This window comes from Winogradskya consettensis (assembly GCF_018332715.1).
Taxonomy (GTDB): Bacteria; Actinomycetota; Actinomycetes; order Mycobacteriales; family Micromonosporaceae; genus Actinoplanes; species Actinoplanes consettensis.
Genome location: NZ_BOQP01000007.1, coordinates 54,926 through 74,312 on the forward strand (window position 1 = coordinate 54,926; position 19,387 = coordinate 74,312).

20 protein-coding genes and 1 pseudogene are annotated in these 19,387 nt (G+C 69.0%); 7 read left to right on the top strand and 14 right to left on the bottom strand.

Features of this window, described 5'->3' with window-relative positions; all coding sequences use genetic code 11:
- Nucleotides 1-8 precede the first annotated feature (8 nt).
- Nucleotides 9-1,046, bottom strand: a complete 1,038-nt coding sequence (locus Aco04nite_RS07870) for a sugar ABC transporter substrate-binding protein (protein WP_212996520.1) — start codon at nt 1,044-1,046, stop codon at nt 9-11.
- 107 nt (nt 1,047-1,153) lie between these two features.
- Between Aco04nite_RS07870 and Aco04nite_RS07875 the strand changes: the two genes are divergently transcribed.
- Nucleotides 1,154-1,810: a GntR family transcriptional regulator gene (locus Aco04nite_RS07875; RefSeq protein ID WP_212996521.1), complete on the top strand. Its 657-nt coding sequence runs from the start codon at nt 1,154-1,156 to the stop codon at nt 1,808-1,810.
- A 27-nt stretch (nt 1,811-1,837) separates the two neighbouring features.
- Entirely contained in the window at nt 1,838-2,458 is a 621-nt protein-coding gene (locus Aco04nite_RS07880) for a 4a-hydroxytetrahydrobiopterin dehydratase family protein (protein WP_212996522.1), read from the top strand.
- A 27-nt stretch (nt 2,459-2,485) separates the two neighbouring features.
- Here the strand turns inward: Aco04nite_RS07880 and Aco04nite_RS07885 are convergent, their stop codons facing one another.
- The gene (locus Aco04nite_RS07885; protein WP_212996523.1) at nt 2,486-3,274 is read right to left on the bottom strand and encodes a TetR/AcrR family transcriptional regulator; all 789 of its coding nucleotides are present in this window, start codon (nt 3,272-3,274) and stop codon (nt 2,486-2,488) included.
- A gap of 28 nt (nt 3,275-3,302) precedes the next feature.
- Between Aco04nite_RS07885 and Aco04nite_RS07890 the strand changes: the two genes are divergently transcribed.
- The gene (locus Aco04nite_RS07890) at nt 3,303-4,427 is read left to right on the top strand and encodes an FAD-dependent oxidoreductase (protein ID WP_212996524.1); all 1,125 of its coding nucleotides are present in this window, start codon (nt 3,303-3,305) and stop codon (nt 4,425-4,427) included.
- Nucleotides 4,428-4,486: 59 nt separating this feature from the next.
- Here the strand turns inward: Aco04nite_RS07890 and Aco04nite_RS07895 are convergent, their stop codons facing one another.
- A complete protein-coding gene (locus tag Aco04nite_RS07895; protein WP_212996525.1) occupies nt 4,487-5,683 on the bottom strand; it encodes a citrate synthase family protein in 1,197 nt (398 codons plus the stop codon).
- Nucleotides 5,684-5,751: 68 nt separating this feature from the next.
- Between Aco04nite_RS07895 and Aco04nite_RS07900 the strand changes: the two genes are divergently transcribed.
- Complete coding sequence (locus Aco04nite_RS07900) at nt 5,752-6,972, top strand: citrate synthase 2 (RefSeq protein ID WP_212996526.1); 1,221 nt, start codon at nt 5,752-5,754, stop codon at nt 6,970-6,972.
- Nucleotides 6,973-7,150: 178 nt separating this feature from the next.
- Here the strand turns inward: Aco04nite_RS07900 and Aco04nite_RS07905 are convergent, their stop codons facing one another.
- From Aco04nite_RS07905 to Aco04nite_RS07915, 3 genes are all read right to left on the bottom strand, one after another.
- Nucleotides 7,151-7,744, bottom strand: coding sequence for a DUF1062 domain-containing protein (locus tag Aco04nite_RS07905; protein ID WP_244875817.1), 594 nt, complete (start codon nt 7,742-7,744; stop codon nt 7,151-7,153).
- A gap of 487 nt (nt 7,745-8,231) precedes the next feature.
- Nucleotides 8,232-9,143, bottom strand: a complete 912-nt coding sequence (locus tag Aco04nite_RS07910) for a sulfotransferase (RefSeq protein ID WP_212996528.1) — start codon at nt 9,141-9,143, stop codon at nt 8,232-8,234.
- A 137-nt stretch (nt 9,144-9,280) separates the two neighbouring features.
- Nucleotides 9,281-9,670, bottom strand: a complete 390-nt coding sequence (locus Aco04nite_RS07915; RefSeq protein WP_212996529.1) for a VOC family protein — start codon at nt 9,668-9,670, stop codon at nt 9,281-9,283.
- Nucleotides 9,671-9,732: 62 nt separating this feature from the next.
- Between Aco04nite_RS07915 and Aco04nite_RS07920 the strand changes: the two genes are divergently transcribed.
- Nucleotides 9,733-10,692 carry a helix-turn-helix transcriptional regulator gene (locus tag Aco04nite_RS07920; RefSeq protein ID WP_212996530.1) on the top strand — a complete coding sequence of 320 codons (960 nt, stop codon included), beginning with the start codon at nt 9,733-9,735 and terminating at the stop codon, nt 10,690-10,692.
- Nucleotides 10,693-11,168: 476 nt separating this feature from the next.
- Here the strand turns inward: Aco04nite_RS07920 and Aco04nite_RS49990 are convergent.
- Both Aco04nite_RS49990 and Aco04nite_RS07930 read right to left on the bottom strand, forming a co-directional pair.
- Nucleotides 11,169-11,297: pseudogene (locus tag Aco04nite_RS49990) on the bottom strand (3,4-dioxygenase subunit beta); the annotation flags it as partial.
- Between the two features lie 460 nt (nt 11,298-11,757).
- Nucleotides 11,758-12,564, bottom strand: coding sequence for an alpha/beta fold hydrolase (locus Aco04nite_RS07930; protein ID WP_212996531.1), 807 nt, complete (start codon nt 12,562-12,564; stop codon nt 11,758-11,760).
- Nucleotides 12,565-12,617: 53 nt separating this feature from the next.
- Here Aco04nite_RS07930 and Aco04nite_RS07935 point away from each other — a divergent pair, with 53 nt between their 5' ends.
- On the top strand, nt 12,618-13,082 hold the full coding sequence (locus Aco04nite_RS07935; protein ID WP_212996532.1) for a MarR family winged helix-turn-helix transcriptional regulator: 465 nt from the start codon (nt 12,618-12,620) through the stop codon (nt 13,080-13,082).
- A 106-nt stretch (nt 13,083-13,188) separates the two neighbouring features.
- Here Aco04nite_RS07935 and Aco04nite_RS07940 read toward each other — a convergent pair whose 3' ends face one another.
- A complete protein-coding gene (locus Aco04nite_RS07940) occupies nt 13,189-13,971 on the bottom strand; it encodes a PHP domain-containing protein (RefSeq protein ID WP_212996533.1) in 783 nt (260 codons plus the stop codon).
- A 115-nt stretch (nt 13,972-14,086) separates the two neighbouring features.
- On the opposite strand from Aco04nite_RS07940, the gene mltG reads away from it, so the two are divergent.
- The gene (gene mltG / locus Aco04nite_RS07945) at nt 14,087-15,235 is read left to right on the top strand and encodes an endolytic transglycosylase MltG (RefSeq protein ID WP_212996534.1); all 1,149 of its coding nucleotides are present in this window, start codon (nt 14,087-14,089) and stop codon (nt 15,233-15,235) included.
- On the opposite strand, the gene Aco04nite_RS07950 is transcribed toward mltG, so the two are convergent.
- The 5 genes from Aco04nite_RS07950 to Aco04nite_RS07970 form a co-directional block, all read right to left on the bottom strand.
- Complete coding sequence (locus Aco04nite_RS07950; RefSeq protein ID WP_212996535.1) at nt 15,232-16,548, bottom strand: cytochrome P450; 1,317 nt, start codon at nt 16,546-16,548, stop codon at nt 15,232-15,234. The two genes, mltG and Aco04nite_RS07950, sit on opposite strands and share 4 nt — an antisense overlap.
- Nucleotides 16,549-16,572: 24 nt before the next feature.
- Entirely contained in the window at nt 16,573-17,007 is a 435-nt protein-coding gene (locus Aco04nite_RS07955; protein ID WP_212996536.1) for a hypothetical protein, read from the bottom strand.
- Between the two features lie 61 nt (nt 17,008-17,068).
- Nucleotides 17,069-17,533, bottom strand: coding sequence for a hypothetical protein (locus Aco04nite_RS07960; protein WP_212996537.1), 465 nt, complete (start codon nt 17,531-17,533; stop codon nt 17,069-17,071).
- A 37-nt stretch (nt 17,534-17,570) separates the two neighbouring features.
- Nucleotides 17,571-17,774, bottom strand: a complete 204-nt coding sequence (locus Aco04nite_RS07965) for a hypothetical protein (RefSeq protein WP_212996538.1) — start codon at nt 17,772-17,774, stop codon at nt 17,571-17,573.
- Between the two features lie 74 nt (nt 17,775-17,848).
- A complete protein-coding gene (locus Aco04nite_RS07970) occupies nt 17,849-19,246 on the bottom strand; it encodes a M4 family metallopeptidase (protein ID WP_212996539.1) in 1,398 nt (465 codons plus the stop codon).
- Nucleotides 19,247-19,387 lie beyond the last annotated feature (141 nt).

The following is a 19,387-nucleotide window of genomic DNA, read 5'->3' on the forward strand; positions in this document are numbered from 1 at the left end:
GCACTCCCCTACTGGCAGACGAGGTACTTGCTGTCGAAGTCCTTGCGGATCTCGTCGGTCTTGGCCTGCCGGTCCGTCTCGTAGTTCGCGACGTTGGCCTTGGTGACGACGAACGACCCCGAGTCGACCTCCACACCGGGCTGGGCCATGGTGCAGCCACCGGAGAGCTTCATCAGCGCGTACGAGCCGACCATCGCCTGCCCGACGGGGTTCTGCAGCACCGTGCCGGCGACGGAGCCGTCCTTGATGCCGTCGAGAATGGTCTTGTCGTCGTCGATCGCGATGACCTTGATCGGCAGCTTGGTCTGCGCGACGCCCTCGGCAGCGGCCACGGCCGGGTTGTAGGCCGTGTTGACGATCGCGCTGATCTGGCTGCCCTTCGCGGCGAGCAGGTCGGCGACGGCCTTCTGCGCGGTCTGCAGGTCGGTGTCGATGTCGGTGACGACCTGCACGATCGTCACCTTGCCGCCGGTCTCGGCGACGGCCTTCTCCACGCCGGCGATGCGCCGCTGGGTGTTCGAGTCGACCTTGTTGCCGGTCAGGTGAGCGAGGGTGCCGGAACCGCCGATCGCGTCGATCGCCGCCTTGGCGGCCTTGTAGGCGGCCTGCTCGACGTCGGTGGAGAGGCAGAAGTCGGCCTTGTCGACGTCACCGGCCGGGCACGACGCGAGCGAGGCGACGGGGAATCCCTGCCGCTTGAGGTCCTCGAACGTCGAGTTGATGTTCTCGGGCGCCACACCGAAGATCCCGAACGCGTTGTATCCCTGCGCGGCGAGCGACTTGACCACGTCGTTCTGCTTCGTCTGGTCCCAGCCGGACGTCTCGTTGAACGTCACGTCGCCGAGGGTGAAGTCGGTCTTCGCGGTGGCGGCGGTGGTCTTCCACGGCTGGAAGTAGGGATGCGCCCCGCCCGGGATCAGCGCGATCCGCACGTCTGCGGGCTTCTTGCCTGCGGCAGCCGCCTCGTCGTTGTCGGCCTTCTTGGTGCACCCAGCGGTCGTGACCAGGCCCAACACGGCCACCAGAGCTAACGGGATCCGCTTCATGCGGCTTCCTTTCGCCTTCGTAGATCCTATAGGATCTTTCCTGTGGATGTGTACCCGGTCACATCCACAGCCGTCAAGACACATATGAGAAATCGATCGGAAACACCATGACGCTGCCGCGGCTGAAGAGATCAACCCTGGGCGATGACGTGTACGACTCCCTGCGCGCCGCCGTCCTCGAGCACACCCTCGCGCCCGGCGACCGGGTCAACATCGACGCCCTCGCGCGCGACCTGGAGGTCTCGCCCACACCCGTACGCGAAGCACTGGCCCGGCTGGAATCCGAGGGCCTGGTCCGCAAACGCCCCCTGGCCGGCTACACGGTCAGCCCGCTGCTCACCCGCACCGAGTTCAACGACATGTTCGACATGCGCCTGCTGCTGGAGTGCGCCGCCGCCCGCTGGGCAGCCGAACGGGCCACCCCCGAGCAACGCGGCACACTGGTCACCGAGGCGGCCCGCACCGTCGAGGGCGGCGACGAGCACGCCTGGCATGCGGCGTTCACGGCCCTCGACGCCCACGTGCACGACCTGGTCGCGCAGGCGTCGGCGAGCCCGCTGCTGAGGGAGAGCATCACCCGGCTCCACGCGCATCTGCACCTGCACCGGCGCTATTTCCCGTACGCCCAGACAGCCGTCACCAACGACGAGCACCAGCTCCTCGCCGCCGCCATCAACGACCACGACCCCGACCGCGCCGAAGCGGCCATGCGCGAGCACCTCATCCACGCCCGCGCCCGCCACCTCGTCGCCTTCGACGAGTGACGTCGCGCCGGTGTTAGGTTCGCCGTCATGACGGAGCAGATCACGGCCACCCGGTTCCACGCCGCCGAGGGGGTCGGCGACTGGCGCTGCCTCTATCACGTGACCTCGGCATACTTCCGGACCGGCTCGCTGACCGAGGGCATCACGCTGGTCGACGCGATCGGCCGGCTCACCGACGAGGAATACGTCACCGTCGACCTGCGCCACAACGGCGTCACCGTGAACCTTTTGCGCCGTGACGTCGCCTTGGCACGCCGCATCTCCGCCGCTGCGACGGAGCTGAACCTGGTTGCTGAGCCGGCGCGCGTACAACTGCTGAGCATCTGCCTTGATGCCCTTGACGCCCCCTCGATCCTGCCGTTCTGGCAGGCGATCCTCGGGTACGACCCGATCGGCGACGACTACCTGACCGATCCCGCCCGCCGCCACCCCGGCCTCGACTTCCAGCGCATGGACGAGCCCCGCCCCCAGCGCAACCGCATCCACCTCGACATAGCCGTCCCCCACGACCAGGCCGAAACCCGCATCGCCGCCGCCCTCGCCGCCGGCGGCCACCTGGTGTCCGACGAGCACGCCCCGAAGTGGTGGACCCTCGCCGACGCCGAAGGCAACGAGGCCTGCATCGCCACCTGGGTCGGCCGCGACTGACCCTGCCGCGGGAGCCTCTTCAGCCCGCTACGCCGGGTTCCCGGTGATGCCGTCCAGGACGGTGGTCAGGGTGCGGTTGAAGGTTTCCTCCGCGTCCAGGTGGCTGCCGTCGACGACCAGCCGGGCGATCGTAGGATAGCGGCCCGTCGTGAACATGCGGGTGAGATAGGGGCCGAGCCCGGCCTGGAACGCGGGCACGTCGGTGCCGGTGGCACGGGCGGTGCGGCGCTCGGTGACCTCCCTGCGAAGGACTCCGATGAGGAACGAGTTGAGCGCACCGGCAGTTCGCTGCAGGTCGTCGATGTCGTGCACGGCGGGGGCCTGGCTGAGCGCCGCCGCGTTCAACTCCCCCACGGCCAGCGTGTGTGGTCCCAGGTGCGGCCGTCCGCCGAGCAGGTCGGCGAACCATTCATGCTCCAGAGCAGCGACCCGGGTCGCCCGCGCGACGGCCAGCACGGTCGCACGCCACCCGGCCTGCCGTCCGCCCGCCTCGGCCGGCTGCCCGCCCGCCTCGGCCGGCTGCCCGCCCGGCTCGGCGGTGTGGGTGCTGGACTCGGCGATCTGGGCGTAGACCTCGTCGACCATCAGATCGAGCAGTTCGGCCCTGTTGGTCACGTAGTCGTAGAGCCGCATCGGGCCGACGCCGAGCTCCTTGGCGATCTTGCGAACCGACAGTCCGTCGAGGCCCTGCTCGTCGGCCAGCCGGATCGCCACGGCGACGATCTTCGCCCGGCTCAACGGAACCGGCGCTGCCCGCGGCTGCGGCTCGGGGCGTTCCCAAATGGCGAGGGGTTCGCTACCGTACGGTGTATCCACAGATACAGCGTACGGTAAGGAGATCGGAATGCATATCGCAATCGCCGGTGGTGGCGTCGGCGGGCTGACGCTGGCACGGATTCTGCATCGGCACGGGATCAATGCGGTGGTGTACGAGCGCGAGGCGAGCCGGGCAGCGCGATGGCAGGGCGGCATGCTCGACCTGCACCCGGAGTCCGGGCAGCGCGCACTGGCCGAGGCGGGTCTCGCCGACGGCTTCCGCTCCGAGGCACGACCCGAGGGCGAGGAACATCGCATCCTCGACCCGGCCGGACGCACCCTCGTGCACCACGTCCCGGCTCCCGGCTCGTTCTCCGGACGTCCCGAGATCGACCGCCGCGCCCTGCGCGACCTCCTGCTCGACTCCCTCCCCGGCGACACGGTCGCCTGGGGGCAGCGGATCATCGCGGCGGCCCCGCGACCCGGCGGAGGCTGGGAGCTGACGTTCGACGACGGTCACCGCACCGGCTGCGACATCCTCGTCGGCGCGGACGGCGCCCGCTCAGTGGTGCGGCCGCTACTCACCGACGTCGCGCTCTCCCCCGTGTCGACAATCGTGGAGCTGGGAATCGGTGACGTCGACCAGCGCCATCCGGACCTCGCCGACCTGGTCGGCCCCGGAAACCTGTGGTGCGTCGGCGTCAATCAGATCCTGTCAGCACAACGTCTCGGCGACGGCAGCCTCCGCGTCGGCATCTCACTGCGTGCCACCGATCGCCCGCTCGACCGATACCGCGACAAACCTTCGCTGCTCGCCCTCTTCGACGGCTGGGATCCCCGCCTCACCGCACTCATCGAAGCCGCCGACAACACGCCGACACCGCGAAGAATCGAAACAATGCCCACGGGTACGCGCTGGTCCGGCCGTCCCGGCGTCACCCTCATCGGCGACGCCGCACACCTCCTCCCCCCGGTGGGCGAGGGCGCCAACCAGGCCATGCTCGACGCCGCCGAACTCGCCGGTGAACTCGCCACCCACCCCACCGACCCGGACGCGGCCATCCACGCGTATGAGGAGGCCATGTTCACCAGAATCCGCCCGGTAGCCGAGATGTCCGCACGGATCCAAGCCATGATGCTGTCCCCCACCGCCGCCCAGGACCTCGTCCGCTTCTTCACCCCCCGCCCCAAGCAACCGGCCCCTGCAGCCTGAGAACCCACCAGCGTTGACGGGCGACGGGCTTGCGCGCATCCACCCCTGTGGACCGGAAGTCAGCCGGCTTGCTGCTGGTACTGACCGTTGGGGCGGAAGCGGCCGGGCTTGTTCTCGTACTCCTCCAGCGCGTGCGCGAGCCACCCCGCCGTGCGCGCGATGGCGAAGATCGCCTCGCCGGCGCCGTCGTTCATGTCGTGGAGCAGGGCGAACGCGGCCAGCGCGAAGTCGATGTTCGGCTTGATCCCCGAGCGTTGCGTCATCGCGTCCGCGACCCCGGCGATGACGTCATGAGCGGAGCGCGACGCTGCTGGTAGCCGGGCCAGAATGTCGAGCAGGGTGGCCGCGCGGGGGTCGCCGCCGGGGTACAGCGGATGACCGAAACCGGGCACCGTGCCTGCGGTGCGGAGGCGGTCGGAGATCGTGCCGACGGGGTCCGCCGTACGCACCGCGGTGTTGAGCAGTTCGATCACCTGGGTGCTGGCCGCGCCGTGCAGGGGGCCGTCGAGAGCGGCGAGGCCGGCACCGACGACGGCGTACGGGTGGGCGCGCGTGGACGCCGCGACCCGGGCGGCGAAGGTCGAGGCGGCGAGGTCGTGATCGGCGAGCAGGATCAGTGCGCTGTTCAGCGCGGCGATGCGGGCGGGTGTCGGCTTGAGGGTGGTGAGCCTGCTCCACAACTCGGCTGCGGTCGTTCCTTCGACCGCGAACGCGCGCCGCGGCAGCGCGGACACCATGGTGCTGATGATCGTCCGGCCGGTCGTGGCCACGGCGGCGGCTGAGGTGTCGAACCGGAGGCGGTCCGCGGCGGCGATGGCTGCGACGATGACCCGTAGCCGGTCGGTCAGCCGGGCCTGCGGCGGCAGGGGTGCGGTGACGGCTTCGGCCAGTTCCCGCAGGGCCGGGTCGGGATCGAACCGGAAGTCCTCCAGCTCCCCGGTCCAGAGCAGGGTGACCACCGATTCGTACGACGCTGTGCGCGCCAGGATGCATGCGTCGTGACCGCGGTAATGTAGATGCCCGTCCGCGATGAGCGTGATGCCCGTGTGGATGGACGTCGCCTCGGTGCCGGGCACAGTCGGCCGCCGGTCGGCGCCGAACGCGGTGACATCAGCCTCGGCGAACAGGCTCTCCTTACCGCTCCCGTTGCGCCGCCGGACCAGCAACCCCCGGCTGACGTACGCATACACGGTCGCCTTCTTGACGCCCAGCCGCCGGGCCACCTCGTCGGTCGTGAGCAGACGTCCATCAGTCATGTGGACATCCTCTCATGTTGACTGGATCAACATTGACAGGTTGATTTTGCCGGAGCGACATTGATTCCATGCTGACCGTGAAACCGGGCCTCGCGGACGTTGTGGCCTTCGAGACCCAGATCGCCGAGCCGGACCGCGACGGCGGATCACTGAGATACCGCGGAATCAACGTCGAGGAGCTGGTCGGCCGGGCCACCTTCGCCGACGTGTGGGGCCTGCTGGTCGACGGCGACTTCGACCGCGAACTCGCCGCCGCCGAACCCCTCGCACTGCCGGTACATTCCGGTGACATTCGCGCCGACATCCAGGCCGCCACGGCCCTGCTGGCACCGACGTGGGGCCTGCGGCCACTGATCGACATCGACGAGGCGCAGGCCCGGGACGACCTCGCACGCACCTCGGCCATGATGCTGTCGTTCGTGGCACAGGCGGCAAGAAACATGACCGTCTCCCAGGCAGCGCAAGGCACAGCCGGCTCACGAACCACGCGAGGCGCGGCCGCTTCCCAAACAGCGGGAGGTGCCGTCGCCTCGAGGGGCGCGGCCGCTTCGCAGGCGGCGCTGGGCGCTGCCGTCCCGCAGGCCCGGGTCGACGAGGGCCGCTCGGCCACCGAACGGTTCATGATCCAGTGGCAGGGAGATCCGGACCCACGCCATGTGGCGGCGATCGACCGGTACTGGGTCTGCGCGGCGGAGCACGGCATGAACGCATCAACGTTCACGGCCCGGGTCGTGGCCAGCACAGGAGCGGACGTGGCCGCTGCGCTGTCCGGGGCAGTCGGCTCCATGTCCGGCCCGCTGCACGGCGGCGCCCCGGCGCGGGCACTCGGCATGGTCGAGGCCGTCGAGCGCACCGGCGACGCCCGCGGCTACGTCCGCCAGGTCCTCGACAGCGGCAAGCGCCTGATGGGCTTCGGCCACCCGATCTACCGCGCACAGGACCCCCGCGCCCGAATCCTGCGCGCAGCCGCCAAGGAACTGGGCGCCCCACGCTACGAAGCCGCCCTCGAACTGGAAGCCGCCGCCCTGTCCGAGCTACGCGAACGCAAACCCGACCGGGTCCTCGAAACCAACGTCGAGTTCTGGGCCGCCGTCGTCCTGGACTTCGCCGGCGTACCCGCGGAACTGTTCACACCCCTCTTCACCTGCGCACGAACGGCAGGCTGGAGCGCCCACATCATCGAGCAGAAGCGCCTCGCAAAAATCATCCGCCCCTCCGCGGTGTACACCGGCCCCGCCGGCCGCACCCCGACCGAGGTCTCGGGCTGGTCCCGCATCACCGCTCGCTGACCCCGCCCGCCATCATCACGACCGCCGCCGCCAGTTGCCGGCAGCGCTACAAACCGGCGAGCCCCTCGAATGCCTGCTCAACGAGCTCATCGGCGCGGAACCGGCCGACGGGTACGCACAGAGGCTTCCCGCCGGCCGGATACTCAAGCGCGGCCCGGGGTTCCGTGGCCGCGCCGGATCACGAAGGAGCGCCGCCCCGGATCACGAAGAAGCTGAAGTCTTCGCGGGCCTTGGCGTCGACGGGCAGCGGCAACTGGATCCGTCCGGAGCTGACCAAGCCGCGCACGACGGGACGGCTGAGCCCGAACCCCGCCGTGAGCAGGTTCTCGACCCGGACGGGTGCCGGGAGTTCGAACCGGACGACGACCTCGAATGATGCCGGGTCCGCGCCGGTGAGGTCGTAGAACGGCATGTCGGTCTCCAGTTCCCAGGTGCCGGTCCAGTCGAGCCGGTACGCGGACCTGGCGGCAAGCATCGTGTCCATGGTCAGCTCGCGCACCATGGCCGGATCATTGTTCTCGAACATCAGGAGGCGATCGTGGTCGAGTGCTTTCACGTTGATGCGTTCGTGGACGGGGATTTTCGACGTACGGTCGCACAGGTCGCAGCCGATGAGCAGCCAGACGTCGAGGAGTTTGCCGTTGGCGTTGACGCGGATCTTGCCGGTGGGGCGGTGCAGGTTGGACCTGCACACCACGCAGGCTTTGACGATGGCGGGCAGGCCGAGTTCCCGGACGACCCACAGGGCTTTGCGGTCGATGCCGGCCGGCATCGGGGCATGGTGATGACTGTTCATGGCTATGACGGGTTCCAAAGGTGACGGGGAGGCGCAGCGGCGCTGACTCCCGGGTCCGGTGGCAGACGAACCGGCGCCTGCATCGGAGCACGCCGGTGGGCGCGACGCCGAGGATCACGTCGCGCATGGGGGAAGCCCGCACCGATCAGAAGGTGCGGGCTCTCTGCGGCACGCCGGAGCGAGACGGGGAGTTACTCAACCCGTCTTCGTCCCGCACGTGCGTCACTACCTACCGACCCATGCGCGCCATACTGTTCAAACAGCGGCAGGCGGGCAACCGAATTTAGAGGGCGACGCCGCAGGGGCGACTGGACAACCGGCTTCACCGTCGAGAGCAAAGCCATGGCGGTACAGCAACGGCAACCGGCTTCACCGTCGAGAGCAAAGCCATGGCGGTACAGCAACGGCAACCGGCTTCACCGTCGAGAGCAAAGCCATGGCGGTACAGCAACGGCAACCGGTTTCAGCGTCGAGGGGTGTAGCCGTAGCGGTGCAGCAGCGGCAGCGAGATCGCCGTACTGACAGCACGCGGGCGCCATGGCTGGTGTGCCTGCCAGGCGTTATCGGCGCTCAGGGTTACCGGGCCGGTCCGGAACCTGCTCGGGTTGCCGGAGACCGTGTGGTTGATGTTCAGCCGGACAGAGGCGTCATTCTCGAACGGCCCGGGTGCGGCGGCCAACCCGACCAGGCCCAGCAGTGACTCCACCATGTCGCGTGGTGCGGCGACGAAGTCCTCGTAGCGGATGCGCTGGGCGCGGCCCGCGAACCTGCCCCGGGCCAGGCTTTCGATCAGCAGGTTCCAGGTCAGCCAGTTGGTGCTGCTCTCGGCTGCCCCGTGTGCCGCCATCGTCCGCGCGACGGCGACATCGGGGAGATCTTTGGGACGCATCCACGAGTACGCCACCGCGCGCGGGTCCCGCACCATGTGCACCAGATAGGACTCGACCTCGGGCATCTGGGCGAGCACCGCTGCCCCTGAGGGCACCTTGGACGAGTCGACGATCAGGTCGGCGCCGGTGACGGTGTGGATGGCGGCGTACAACCGGTACATCTCGTCTCGGTAGTCGAGTTGCTCGCCGGTCAGCTCGGCACGCGACAGCCGCCAGGTGTCGCGCACGCGGGCGACCCTGCGTTGCAGTGCCGCCGTACGTTTGGGTCGCAGCGTGCGGCCCGCGTAGGCGACGTCGAGGATGTCGCGCCACGTCCGGCAGAGACGCAGGCCGGCGCCGCAACCGCAGATGCGGCCCTGGTTGAGGCCCCGGCGCCACAGGTAGAACAGCTCACCGGTGGTGAAGACCGGGCCGTACGAGCCGAGGATGTTGTCGAGGATCGTCGTTCCGCTCCGGCCCCAGCCGGCGATATAGAGCACCTTCACCAGCAGCTTTGTAGTGCCGGACCCTATGAGACGCCGATGATCATCCTTTGTCATCCCTGAGGAAGGAGCCGGCCGACCAGAGCCGGCCGACCAGAGCCGGCCGGACGGAGCCAGCCGGACGGAGCACTCCCCGACGATCAGCGCGCGAGTATGTCGAGGTAGTGCTGGTTGGCCATGATGCCGAGGATGTTGCCGAAGGGGTCGAGTACGGAGGCGGTGACGAAGCCGGGGCCGCGTTCGGTGGGCTTTTCGTGCTCGGTGGCGCCGAGTTGGAGCAGTCGCGCGTAGGCGGCGTTGAGGTCGTCGACCGCCCAGTAGGTGATCACGCCGCCGGGACCGGTGGTGTCGTGCGGTGCGTAGCGGCGGTTGAGGATGCCGAGTTCGTGCTGGTAGTCGCCGATCCGGAATTCGGTGTAGGCGGGGAGCCGGTCGAAGTACGGCTGCACGCCGAGCACCTCGGCGTACCAGGTGGCAGCGGCCGCGACGTCGTCGGCGAAATAGGTGATGGTGGTGAGTCCTCGCAACATGGATCCATCATCTGACGTTAAGTGCTCACCTTCTGAGCACTTTTTCCACCAGGATTGACCCCATGCGCGCTGATCGTCTTGTTGCCATGCTGCTGCTGATGCAGTCCCGGGGCCGGGTCACCGCCGCCGAGCTCGCCGGTGAGCTGGAGGTGTCGGTCGCCACGGCGCGCCGCGATCTGGAGGCGCTGTCCGCCGCCGGGGTGCCGGTCTATGCGCAGCCCGGGCGGCGCGGTGGGTGGTCGCTGCTCGGCGGCGCGCGTACCGATCTCAGTGGCCTGTCGCAGTCCGAGGCGCAGGCGTTGTTCCTGCTTGTGGGCCCGGCCGCGGCGACATCCGGGCAGGCCAGGGCGGCGCTGCGCAAGCTGGTGCGGGCGCTGCCACAGACGTTCCGGGCCGAGGCGGAGGCCGCTGCCGGCGCGACGCTGGTCGATTCGGCCCGCTGGGGTGAGCCGGAGCGGCACCGCCCCGAAATCGTCGACCGGTTGCAGGAGGCGGTGGTGCGCCGCCGCAAGGTGCGGCTCAGCTACAGGAGCGGGAGCCGGGAGGACAGCGTACGCATCGTGGATCCGTGGGGTCTGGTCGACAAGGACGACGTCTGGTACCTGATCGCGGGCACGGAGAAGGGCCGCCGCACCTTCCGGGTCGAGCGCATCGTCACGGCCGAGAGCACGGACGAGGCCGCCGATCTTCCCGCCGATTTCGATCTGGAGAAGGCCTGGGAGCAGATCGTCGGCGAGATGGAGGAGCGCCGGTCACGCACGTGGGCGACCATCCTGATCAGAGCCGATTTCGTACGCATCCTGCGTACCCATTTCGGCCGGCACTGCCACGTCGAGGCGGAGCTGGCGGACGGCCGTACCCGGGTGCGGCTGGGGGCGCCGACGCCGTTGGACATCGCCCGGCAGCTCGCCGGCTGGGGTGCGCTGGCCGAGGTTGTCGAGCCGCCGCCGGTGCGGGAAGAGCTGACCCGCATCGGCGGCGAACTCGTCACGGCGTACCGGGAGGAGTCAGGCGGGGGTTGACGGGCTTGCCGAGAGCGGCGGAGGTTGACGGGCTTGCCGAGGGCGGCGGAGGTTGACGGGCTTGCCGAGAGCGGCGGACCACTCGGCGGCGGACCACTGGGGCCATCGGGACCGCCGCCGTCGGTTTCCTCGGCGGCCGGGTCGATGGTGATGGTGAGGGTGGCGACGTATCCGGCGGTGATGTCGCCGGTGACGGTGGCCAATTCGCGCGCGGCGAGGTCGTCGCTGAAGACGTTGTCGGTCACGAGCGAGATGCCGTCCATGTTGATGACGCTCTGCTCGTATCCTTCAGCGTTCGCGTAGACGTAGTCGGCGATGTCCTCGGGCAGGGTTATCTGCGAGGTCTTGCGGATCGGGCCTTCGCCGGTGGTGGCATTCTCCCGGGTCGAGTAGACCTCGAACTGGATGTGCGGCCGGCGTCCCGAATAGCGGGCCGGGAAGATGCTGGTGAATGTGACGGTGCCGGTGCCGTCGCAGACCTGGATGCCGCGCAGGTAGTTCTCGTCGGTGACGCCGGTCGAGTAGAGCGAATAGAGGCCGGCCCGGTCGCAGTGCCAGGCATAGACCGCGGCGCCGGCCAGGGGATCGCACTCCAGGTCCTGCACGACCAGCGAGAATTCCAGGGTACGCCGTCAGCAATGGTGTCCGAGTCACCGTAAGACGTACGGATGTCCCGGCGCACGGTGCCGTCGTACCTTCGGTCTGCAATGGACGCCGAGAGTCCGAACATCTCGATCCATGAATTGCTTGGCGTGAACCTGTGAGCACGGAACGATCCGCGGGCGCCGGCAACGCGGGGCGGCCCGCAGCCCCGGAATGCGGGACGGCTGCAGGCCCCGGAATGCGGGACGGCCGCAGGCCCCGGAATGCGGGACGGCCGCAGGCCCCGGAATGCGGGGCAGGCGTGGACCAGTGAATGCCGGGCGAGGCGTGGAACGGGAAATGCCGAGCGAGGCGTGGAACCGGGAATGCGGGACGGGCCGTGGGACCGGGAATGCGGGACGGGCCGTGGGACCGGGAATGCGGGACGGGGCGTGGGGGCGGGAATGCGGGGGCCGGGGCGGGTTAGAGGATGTTGCGGAGGCTTTCGGCGTACCCGTGGGGGTGGGTGGTGTTGCCGTTGTGGCCGCCGGGGAAGGGGACCGGGGGTGTGCTGAGGAATTCGGCGAGGCGGTGGGCGCAGAGGTGGTCGAAGACGGCGGGGGGTGTGGTCGTGCCGAGGGCGGGGATGATCCGGGTGCCGCAGGTGGGGAGGTCGGCGGGCTGCAGGGTGGCGGTGGCGATGGCGGCGAGGTCGTGGCGCAGGAAGGTGTCGAAGTTGGCGATGCGTTGCGGTGTCATCGGGTGCGGGGTGAGGCCGGGTTCGGTCGGCTGGCGGGTGGGGTCGATGCCGAGGACCCGGGCGACCTCGCGCATGGCTTCGGTGAGGCCGCGGTCCAGGTAGAGGCGCTGGATGTCGAGGAGCTCCCGCTCGTGACTGGCCTGTTCGGCCGGGGGTAGCAGCCAGGGCGAGACGGGTTCGTGGGCGATCAGCGTGTGGAGCTTGCCGGGATGCCGGACGGCGAGGTGCAGGCCGATCGAGGCGCCGAGGCTGCAGCCGAGCATGGCGACCGGCTTGTCGGTGAGCGCGTCCAGCAGGCGGCTGGCGTCGTCGGCGTGGTCGGCGTGGTCGGTGAGGGTGGGTGGGCGGCCGGGGTCGACGGGGGCGCTGCGGGAGAGGCCGCGCCGGTCGTAGGTGATGACGGTGTGGGTGGTGGACAGCAGGGACGCCAGGTCGGCGGTGCGGTGGGCGTCGCCCTCGCCGCTCTGACCGAGCAGGAGCATGGGCCCGCTGCCCTGGATCTCGTAGTACAAGTTCGCGACTGTTGGCATGCCCGATAATAAGCATCAAATCTGATGCATCACAAGTGATGTATTCTGCGGGTGTGAACGGCATCGACTTGTTCCTGCTCGGCCGGACCCTGATGAAGATCGGGGAGGAGGCCATCCCCGCCGAGGGCATCGCGACCCGGTCGGCACCGGACCGGTCCGTCCTCATCGTCGCGAGCGACATCCGCGACCACCCGGGCACCTCGGTCACGCAGATCGCCGACCGGACCGGCTTCCCGCAGAGCCAGGTCTCCGCCTGCACCGCCCGCCTCCGGGAAGCGGGTGCGATCGAGGCGGAGCCCGACCCGGCCGATCGGCGCCGGCAGCTGTTGCGCGCCGCGGCGAAACCCTCGGCGCGGGTCACTCAGATCCGGGCGACACCGATCGACGACGCCCTTGCCGCGGCGCTGGGCACTGACGACCCGCAACGACTCGCCGAGGTGACCGCCGCGCTGGAGACCCTTGCCCGCAACCTCACCCCGCGCGCCGTCACCCGGATGCGCTCCGGGCCCGGCGCCTGACGGCGGTCAGCGGGACCACCAGCCGCACGGAAGACCGCGGAGCGAAAGCACTGGCGGTCAGCGGGACCAGCCGCACGGAAGACCGACGGCGCGGAAGCGGAGGCGGTCAGCGGGACCACCAGTCGTACGGGAAGGTGGTGGGGTGGAAGCCGGTGGCCTCGGCGAGGGCGGCTGCGTCGGTGAAGCCGTGGGCGAGGGCATCGGGGAAGTGGGCGTCGCTGCCGAAGGTGACGGCCTGGCCCCCCTCGTCGTGCCACCAGCGGACGATGACGGCGGCCAGGGGAAGGCGGGTGTTGATCTCCAGGGCACGGCCGCTGTCCGCCAGGGTGTGCAGGGCGTGGCGGAATTCGGCCTCGAACGTGTGGGGGTCGAACGGGCCGGCCTCCTGGGGCCAGCTCCGGACGGCGTAGTCGATGTGGGTGAGCGAGTGGAAGGCGTCCGAGCCCGCGACCAGGTGGGGGATCTCCGCGAGGTAGTCGCGGATGACGTCGGCGGGTGCGCGGTCGGCGTACACCTCATTGGCCTCGGCGAGCCGGCCGGCGACCGGAAGTGAATGCAGTGAGCCCAGCACCCGGTCGAAGTGACCGCCAGCCAGCAGCTGGGTGACCTGGTCACCGAACCAGTGGGGTTCGCCGAGCTCGACGCCGGTGAGGATGCGCAGGCCGGGGAAGAGGTCACGGCAGCGTTCGATGCTCGCGAGGTAGCCGTCGACGTCGAAGGGCGGCGGGGTGAAGTCACCCCAGGTGACGAGGTCCATGTGTTCGGTGAAGGCGAGCGCGGGCAACCCGATCTCGACCGCCCGCGCGCAGGTCTTCTCCATCGACGCGCCGCGTTGGACGGCGTCCCAGGACCATTCACTGTGCACGTGACTGTCAGCGGGAAGCCGCATCGGCGTTCCTCTCCTCCGGGTAAAACACATGATCATCATGGCGTGCGACCTGCCGGGTTGCCGAGGACGGTACTGATCATGCACAGTCGTCCGGACCGACAGCGGAGGCGACGACATGAGCGACGAGCGTTATCGATCCCGTCACCGGCGGCCCGGCGAGGGCAGGGCGCCCATCGCGCTGCTGGTGGTGGTGGTGCTTGTCGGTGTGCTCGGCATCGGTGGATACCTGGGCCGGTCGCGGATCCAGGCCTACCTGCCCGCGGCGGACTACGACGGCGCGGGAACCGAGGCGGTGCAGGTCACGATCGCCCAGCACGCGACGCTCACGACGATGGGTGACACGCTGGTCACCAAGGATGTCGTGCAGAGCACCCGGGCGTTCGTCGAGGCAGCCGACGCGAACCCCAAGGGGCAGAACATCGGGCCCGGCACGTACAACCTGAAGAAGCACATGTCGGGGGCCGCGGCGGTGACTCTGCTGCTGGATCCGAAGGCCCGGGTGGTCAACGGTGTGCCGATTCCCGAGGGGACGACCGCGAACGGTATCTACGACCTTCTCGCCGAGTCGACCGGGCTCAAGGTCGACGATTTCAAGAAGGCGGCCAAGGACCCGAAGGCGCTCGGCGTCCCCGATCTGTGGTTCGAGCGCACCGACGGCCAGCAGGTCACGAAATCGATCGAGGGTTTCCTGTTCCCGGCGACGTACGAGTTCCCGAAAAAGGGCACCGCCGCGGAATACCTCAAGCTGATGGTCAAGCAGTTCCTGACCGTCGCGGACAGCATCAATTTCGTGAAACGCGCCGAGAACGACCGGAAGATCAGCCCGTACGAGGTGCTGACCGTCGCGTCGTTGTCGCAGGCCGAGGCCGGTAACAAGGACGACCTCGGCAAGGTGTCACGGACGGCGTACAACCGCCTCTACGGCGACAACTCCGACCAGCTCCCGTGCAAGTGCCTGGAGTACGACGTGGGCATCAACTACTACTACCAGCTCACCGGGAAGCCCACGAAACCGTCGGGCAAGATGACCCGCGCGGAGCTGCGTGACCCGAAGAACCCGTACCGGCTGCACGACAAGGAAGGCCTCACGCCGACCCCGATCAACAATCCGGGGAAAGCGGCCATGGAGGGCGCCCTCGACCCGCCGAAGGGCGACTGGCTGTTCTTCGTCGCGACCGACAAGCAGGGCCATTCGGTCTTCACCCGCGATTACCAGAAGCACCTGCAGAACATCGAGACCTCGAAGAAGAACGGCGTGCTCTAGATCGTCCGTTCCGTGACGGCGACCTTGAAGCGCTTTCCCGGGTTCGGGCCGGGCGTAGCGGTGATCCGCAACGGCTGATCCGGCCGGGGCAGCGTGGCTTTCAGATTGCGGACCAGCATCGCCATGGTCGCCACTGCCAGGACCTCGGTCATGCCGGCGCCCAGGCAGGTGTGGCTGCCGACCGAGAACGGCGCATAGACCGATGCTTTGCGGCCGGCGGCGAAATCCCGGTCGATGTCGAACGTTCCCGGATCGGGGAAATGCTCCGGCAGCTGATGCGGCACCGATGTCGCGACGAGCACCCGCCGCCCTTCCTCGATGCGAAAACCCGCGAAGTCAAAGGACTTCAGCACCGTACGCGCGGAGCCCGGCGCCGGCGGATACACCCGTAACGTCTCCATCACGAGCCCGTGCAGCGCCGGCATCCCCCGGAGCCGCTCGAAAGTGAGCCCGCCGTCGTCGTACGCGGCGTCGACCTCCGTCGTCACGCGCGCGAGAACGCCAGGGTGGCGCAGCATCGCGTACACCATGAAGCTGTAAAGGTAGGCGACGGTGTTGACGCCGGCGAAATAGCCCTGCAGCGCCATTCCCGCCCGGACGTCCAGCGGATAGGGGTCACCGTTCTCGTCCACGGCCGCCAGGGCCCGGTCGAGCAGATCCGTGGTGTCGTGCCGGGGATTCGCCGCGCGTTGCGACAGTGCGTTCCGGGCGAACTCGTGGATCTCTGCGCGGGCCCGGCGATAGGCGGGCCATTTCAGCGCCGCCGCCGGCCATTTACCGGTGACGGTGACGTCGAGGACCAGCTCGAACGCCGACCGCAGCTTCTCGAACTCGGCAGCGGAGCTCTCCCCGGTCAACGCGAGGGACAGCTGCGCGGCGGCGAGCCGCTGGAACTGGTCCACCACCGGCAGCGCGGACCGGCCCTGCCAGCCGCGGAAGGTCCGCTCGGTCTCGGCGACGACGTCGTCCCAGCGGGCCGCCAGCAGGTCCCGGGACAACCCGGTCGCCAGAATCTTGCGCAGATGCCGGTGCGGGCGGCCGCGCAACACGTGGACCCGCATCGTCCACTCACGATTGAGGCCGCCGAAGCTCTCCTCGCTGGAGAACACCTCGTCGCCGTGTTCGAGCAAGAACCGGTTCGCGCGCTCGCCGGCCATGATGACGAACGCCTGGTTGAGGGCGCGCACCCGGAAGACCGGGCCCATCCGCAGGTGGGTGTCCACGAGGAACCGCTGGACGTCACCCATCATCGGCAGGGCGTTACCGAGCAGTGGAATCCCGGGAACGACCGGGGGGAGCGGTAGGACGGCCATGCCGTGCATTCTGACGTGAGCGCGCTACCCGATCCAGTGCAAGGCGTCGTCGTGCGGAACGTTGTCGCGGGCGCTGGGCCGCTCCCCCAGCCCGCGGCCGATCACGTCCGTCCCGGCCGGGGTGACCGGGGAACGGGCGAAGGTGAGCACGATCAGCTCGTGGTCGTCGCTGAGATGCTCGACGCTCCACCGGCTGGTCAGCACGCCGAGCAGGCCCCGCCCGCGCCACGTGAACGCCCCGGTTCCCGCGTCGAAACTGTCGACGCCGGAGATCGTCCTGGTGGCGCCGGACCGGGTGCGGTAGGTGACGTCGTCGCTGAGGGTCAGCGACGGGCCGGGCTGCAGCGCGTACGTGAAGACCGGTTGCAGCCGCCGCCCGGACAGCCACATGGGGAACGTCGTGGCCAGCACCCGCCACTGCCCCGGCAGGGCCTGCCGTAATACGTCCGCGTCACGCATCGGCCGACCCTATAGTGAAAGGCCGCCCTGCGGGGCGACGCCGGCGAGGGCGCGATCCGACTCACTCACTGACCATCACGGGTACGCGGGCAACCCGCACAGTGTCATCGAAACAATTCCGCTCGAGCAGCAGCCCCGAGCGGACCATCCACACGACAGCGTCAACATCCAGAATCTCCGCCACCCTGGACGCCGCCCCCGCACCGTCCAGGGCCACACTCGGGACGCTCAGGCTCCCCCACATGATCATCACCTCGCCGCCCCCGCCCAGAAACTCCTGAACCAGGTGTTCACCGCCCTCAGCAACGAGGTCGTCCACCACCTCTGCCCAGTCGACGCAGCCGTCGCGGTCCTGCGGGAACCGCCGGAGGCTGTCGCGCTCGCAACGCTCGTGTTCGGCGTAGTCCAACAGCCGAATCCCCGGCCGCCCGGCCCACGTCAGCAACCGCCCCGACCCTTCGGGCGCACGAACCACTTTCGCCATCCAGCCCGGCAGCAGATCCGCCCGGCTCCCGTACAACTCCATGTCGATCATTATGCGGCGCCGGAACCGCGACGATCTCTCAGGAGAAATCGGCGGCCTCGGTGACAAGCCGGTCGACGGTGGCGACGGGCATGAGAAAGGCGATGTGCCACGTCTCGTGGTCGGGACCGATCAGGGCGGTGACGGTGCCGTCCTCGATGCACCAGTGGACCGGGATTTCACCGGCCGTGCCGACCTGCAACGTGCGCCGGGAATTCCAGTCCGCTTCACGGATGGCCCGCATGCGGACGATATCGCTCAGATGCGCCTATGTAAGCGTAGTTACTGTAATTACGCTTACATAGGCGATATCGGCACCTAGGCGAGAATGCCGCGGTCCTGGAAAGCCTTGCGGGTCTGCGCGGCGGCGCGTGCCCCGTACAGCACCCGCGCAGTGGCAACAGTCGCCTCGGCGGCCTTGGGCATCGTGACGTCCGGGGTGAAGCGGAACTGGGCCTCGAGGATCACCCGGTTGGCCTTCGTACGCCCGAGGGCCCGGTTGACGTCCCAGATCGCATGCGACCAGATCTCCCCGTCGGCGTGAACCTCGCCCTCGAGATCATCCGGGTAGACCTTGGCGGTGTCGGTGCGGCGCAGGCAGTGCGGCTCGTCGTCGGTGTACGACGTGGCGTCCCAGTCCATGACGCAGGCCCACGGCGTCACGGCCGTGTTGGGGCTGGTGGCCTGCGACATCGTGACGGCCCAGTAGTCGCCGAAGCCCTCGCCGATCGAGCCGGCCTCCTCGGACTCGCCGAAGCCGGGGACCTGGTCGTCCTGGATGGCGTGGCCGTACTCGTGCCAGATGACCTCGTTGTCCTCGGCGTCGTCGACGCCGCCCGTGCCGAAGGTGATGGCGTCGACCGACGGGTCGTAGTAGGAGTTGTCGTCGGTGAAGCCGGTGGTGTAGTAGTCCTGGGCTTCGTTGTTGACGTCGATGAAGCCGAGGCGGTGGATGTAGTCCTCCGCGGAGGTGATGCTGTGGTACGCGTTGACCTGCTCGAAGCCGGGCTCGTCCCGCTGGTACTTGTAGACGCGGCGGGCTGAGGTGACGGCGGGTTCGCTGAGGTTGTTCGCGTACGAGCCCTGCAGGGTGTCCTTGCCGGGGTCGAGGTGGCGCAGGACGACTCTGCGGTAGGCCGGGGCCAGCGCCGGGTAGTCGGCGTCGTCCTGGTCGGTGAGCGTCTCGTTCTGCAGTGCGACGACCGGGTTGGGGTCGAAGACCTGGCCGGTGCCGTTGGCTTCGCGGGCGGTGTTCTCCTCGCGCAGGACGGCGCCGCTGGCCGCGTCGACCAGGGAGCGGATGGTGCCCCGGTCGGCAGGGGTGAGGGTCTTCCAGGCGAGTGTGGCGGTCGTGCCCGGGACGATGACGAGTTCACTGTCGGCGGGCTGTTCGCCGAGGCGGCCGGCGACCGAGGTCCGGACCCGCTGTTCGGTCAGGGCCGCTGCGGTGCCGGCCAGGCCCTTGACGGGTACGCGCCCGTCGTCGACGGTCACCGTCCCGTCGGTGCTCTTGTGGGTGGCGTAGTAGCCGCCGAACACGGGGATGCCCTGGTAGGTCTGCTGGTACCAGGTGTGCGTACCCGTCAGAGAATGCCGGATCTGGATCTGTCGCAGGTCGCCGGGCAGCGCCGCCGGGGCGGCGTACGCGGGTAGTGCCACTGCCGTCGTGAGGCAGGTGGCGAGCACCGAGGCGAGCACGAGCGATGTCTTTTTCAACGCTTCCCCCACAGTCGTGCGTAGATCGATCGATGCTAGTCGCTGTGTCGTTGATCCCGATACGGTGGCGGGCGGGGTTTGGGCCTTCGGGGCAGACGTTCCTGGGATAGCGTGTGTCGCCGTCTACATGTCAGGAGACCC

Coding starts and splice junctions, on each gene's coding strand:
- Aco04nite_RS07870 (WP_212996520.1), bottom strand. CDS start 1,046: ATGAAGCGGATCCCGTTAGCTCTGGTGGCCGTGTTGGGCCTGGTCACG.
- Aco04nite_RS07875 (WP_212996521.1), top strand. CDS start 1,154: ATGACGCTGCCGCGGCTGAAGAGATCAACCCTGGGCGATGACGTGTAC.
- Aco04nite_RS07880 (WP_212996522.1), top strand. CDS start 1,838: ATGACGGAGCAGATCACGGCCACCCGGTTCCACGCCGCCGAGGGGGTC.
- Aco04nite_RS07890 (WP_212996524.1), top strand. CDS start 3,303: ATGCATATCGCAATCGCCGGTGGTGGCGTCGGCGGGCTGACGCTGGCA.
- Aco04nite_RS07895 (WP_212996525.1), bottom strand. CDS start 5,683: ATGACTGATGGACGTCTGCTCACGACCGACGAGGTGGCCCGGCGGCTG.
- Aco04nite_RS07900 (WP_212996526.1), top strand. CDS start 5,752: ATGCTGACCGTGAAACCGGGCCTCGCGGACGTTGTGGCCTTCGAGACC.
- Aco04nite_RS07905 (WP_244875817.1), bottom strand. CDS start 7,744: ATGCCGGCCGGCATCGACCGCAAAGCCCTGTGGGTCGTCCGGGAACTC.
- Aco04nite_RS07915 (WP_212996529.1), bottom strand. CDS start 9,670: ATGTTGCGAGGACTCACCACCATCACCTATTTCGCCGACGACGTCGCG.
- Aco04nite_RS07920 (WP_212996530.1), top strand. CDS start 9,733: ATGCGCGCTGATCGTCTTGTTGCCATGCTGCTGCTGATGCAGTCCCGG.
- Aco04nite_RS07930 (WP_212996531.1), bottom strand. CDS start 12,564: ATGCCAACAGTCGCGAACTTGTACTACGAGATCCAGGGCAGCGGGCCC.
- Aco04nite_RS07940 (WP_212996533.1), bottom strand. CDS start 13,971: ATGCGGCTTCCCGCTGACAGTCACGTGCACAGTGAATGGTCCTGGGAC.
- mltG (WP_212996534.1), top strand. CDS start 14,087: ATGAGCGACGAGCGTTATCGATCCCGTCACCGGCGGCCCGGCGAGGGC.
- Aco04nite_RS07950 (WP_212996535.1), bottom strand. CDS start 16,548: ATGGCCGTCCTACCGCTCCCCCCGGTCGTTCCCGGGATTCCACTGCTC.
- Aco04nite_RS07955 (WP_212996536.1), bottom strand. CDS start 17,007: ATGCGTGACGCGGACGTATTACGGCAGGCCCTGCCGGGGCAGTGGCGG.
- Aco04nite_RS07960 (WP_212996537.1), bottom strand. CDS start 17,533: ATGGAGTTGTACGGGAGCCGGGCGGATCTGCTGCCGGGCTGGATGGCG.
- Aco04nite_RS07965 (WP_212996538.1), bottom strand. CDS start 17,774: ATGCGGGCCATCCGTGAAGCGGACTGGAATTCCCGGCGCACGTTGCAG.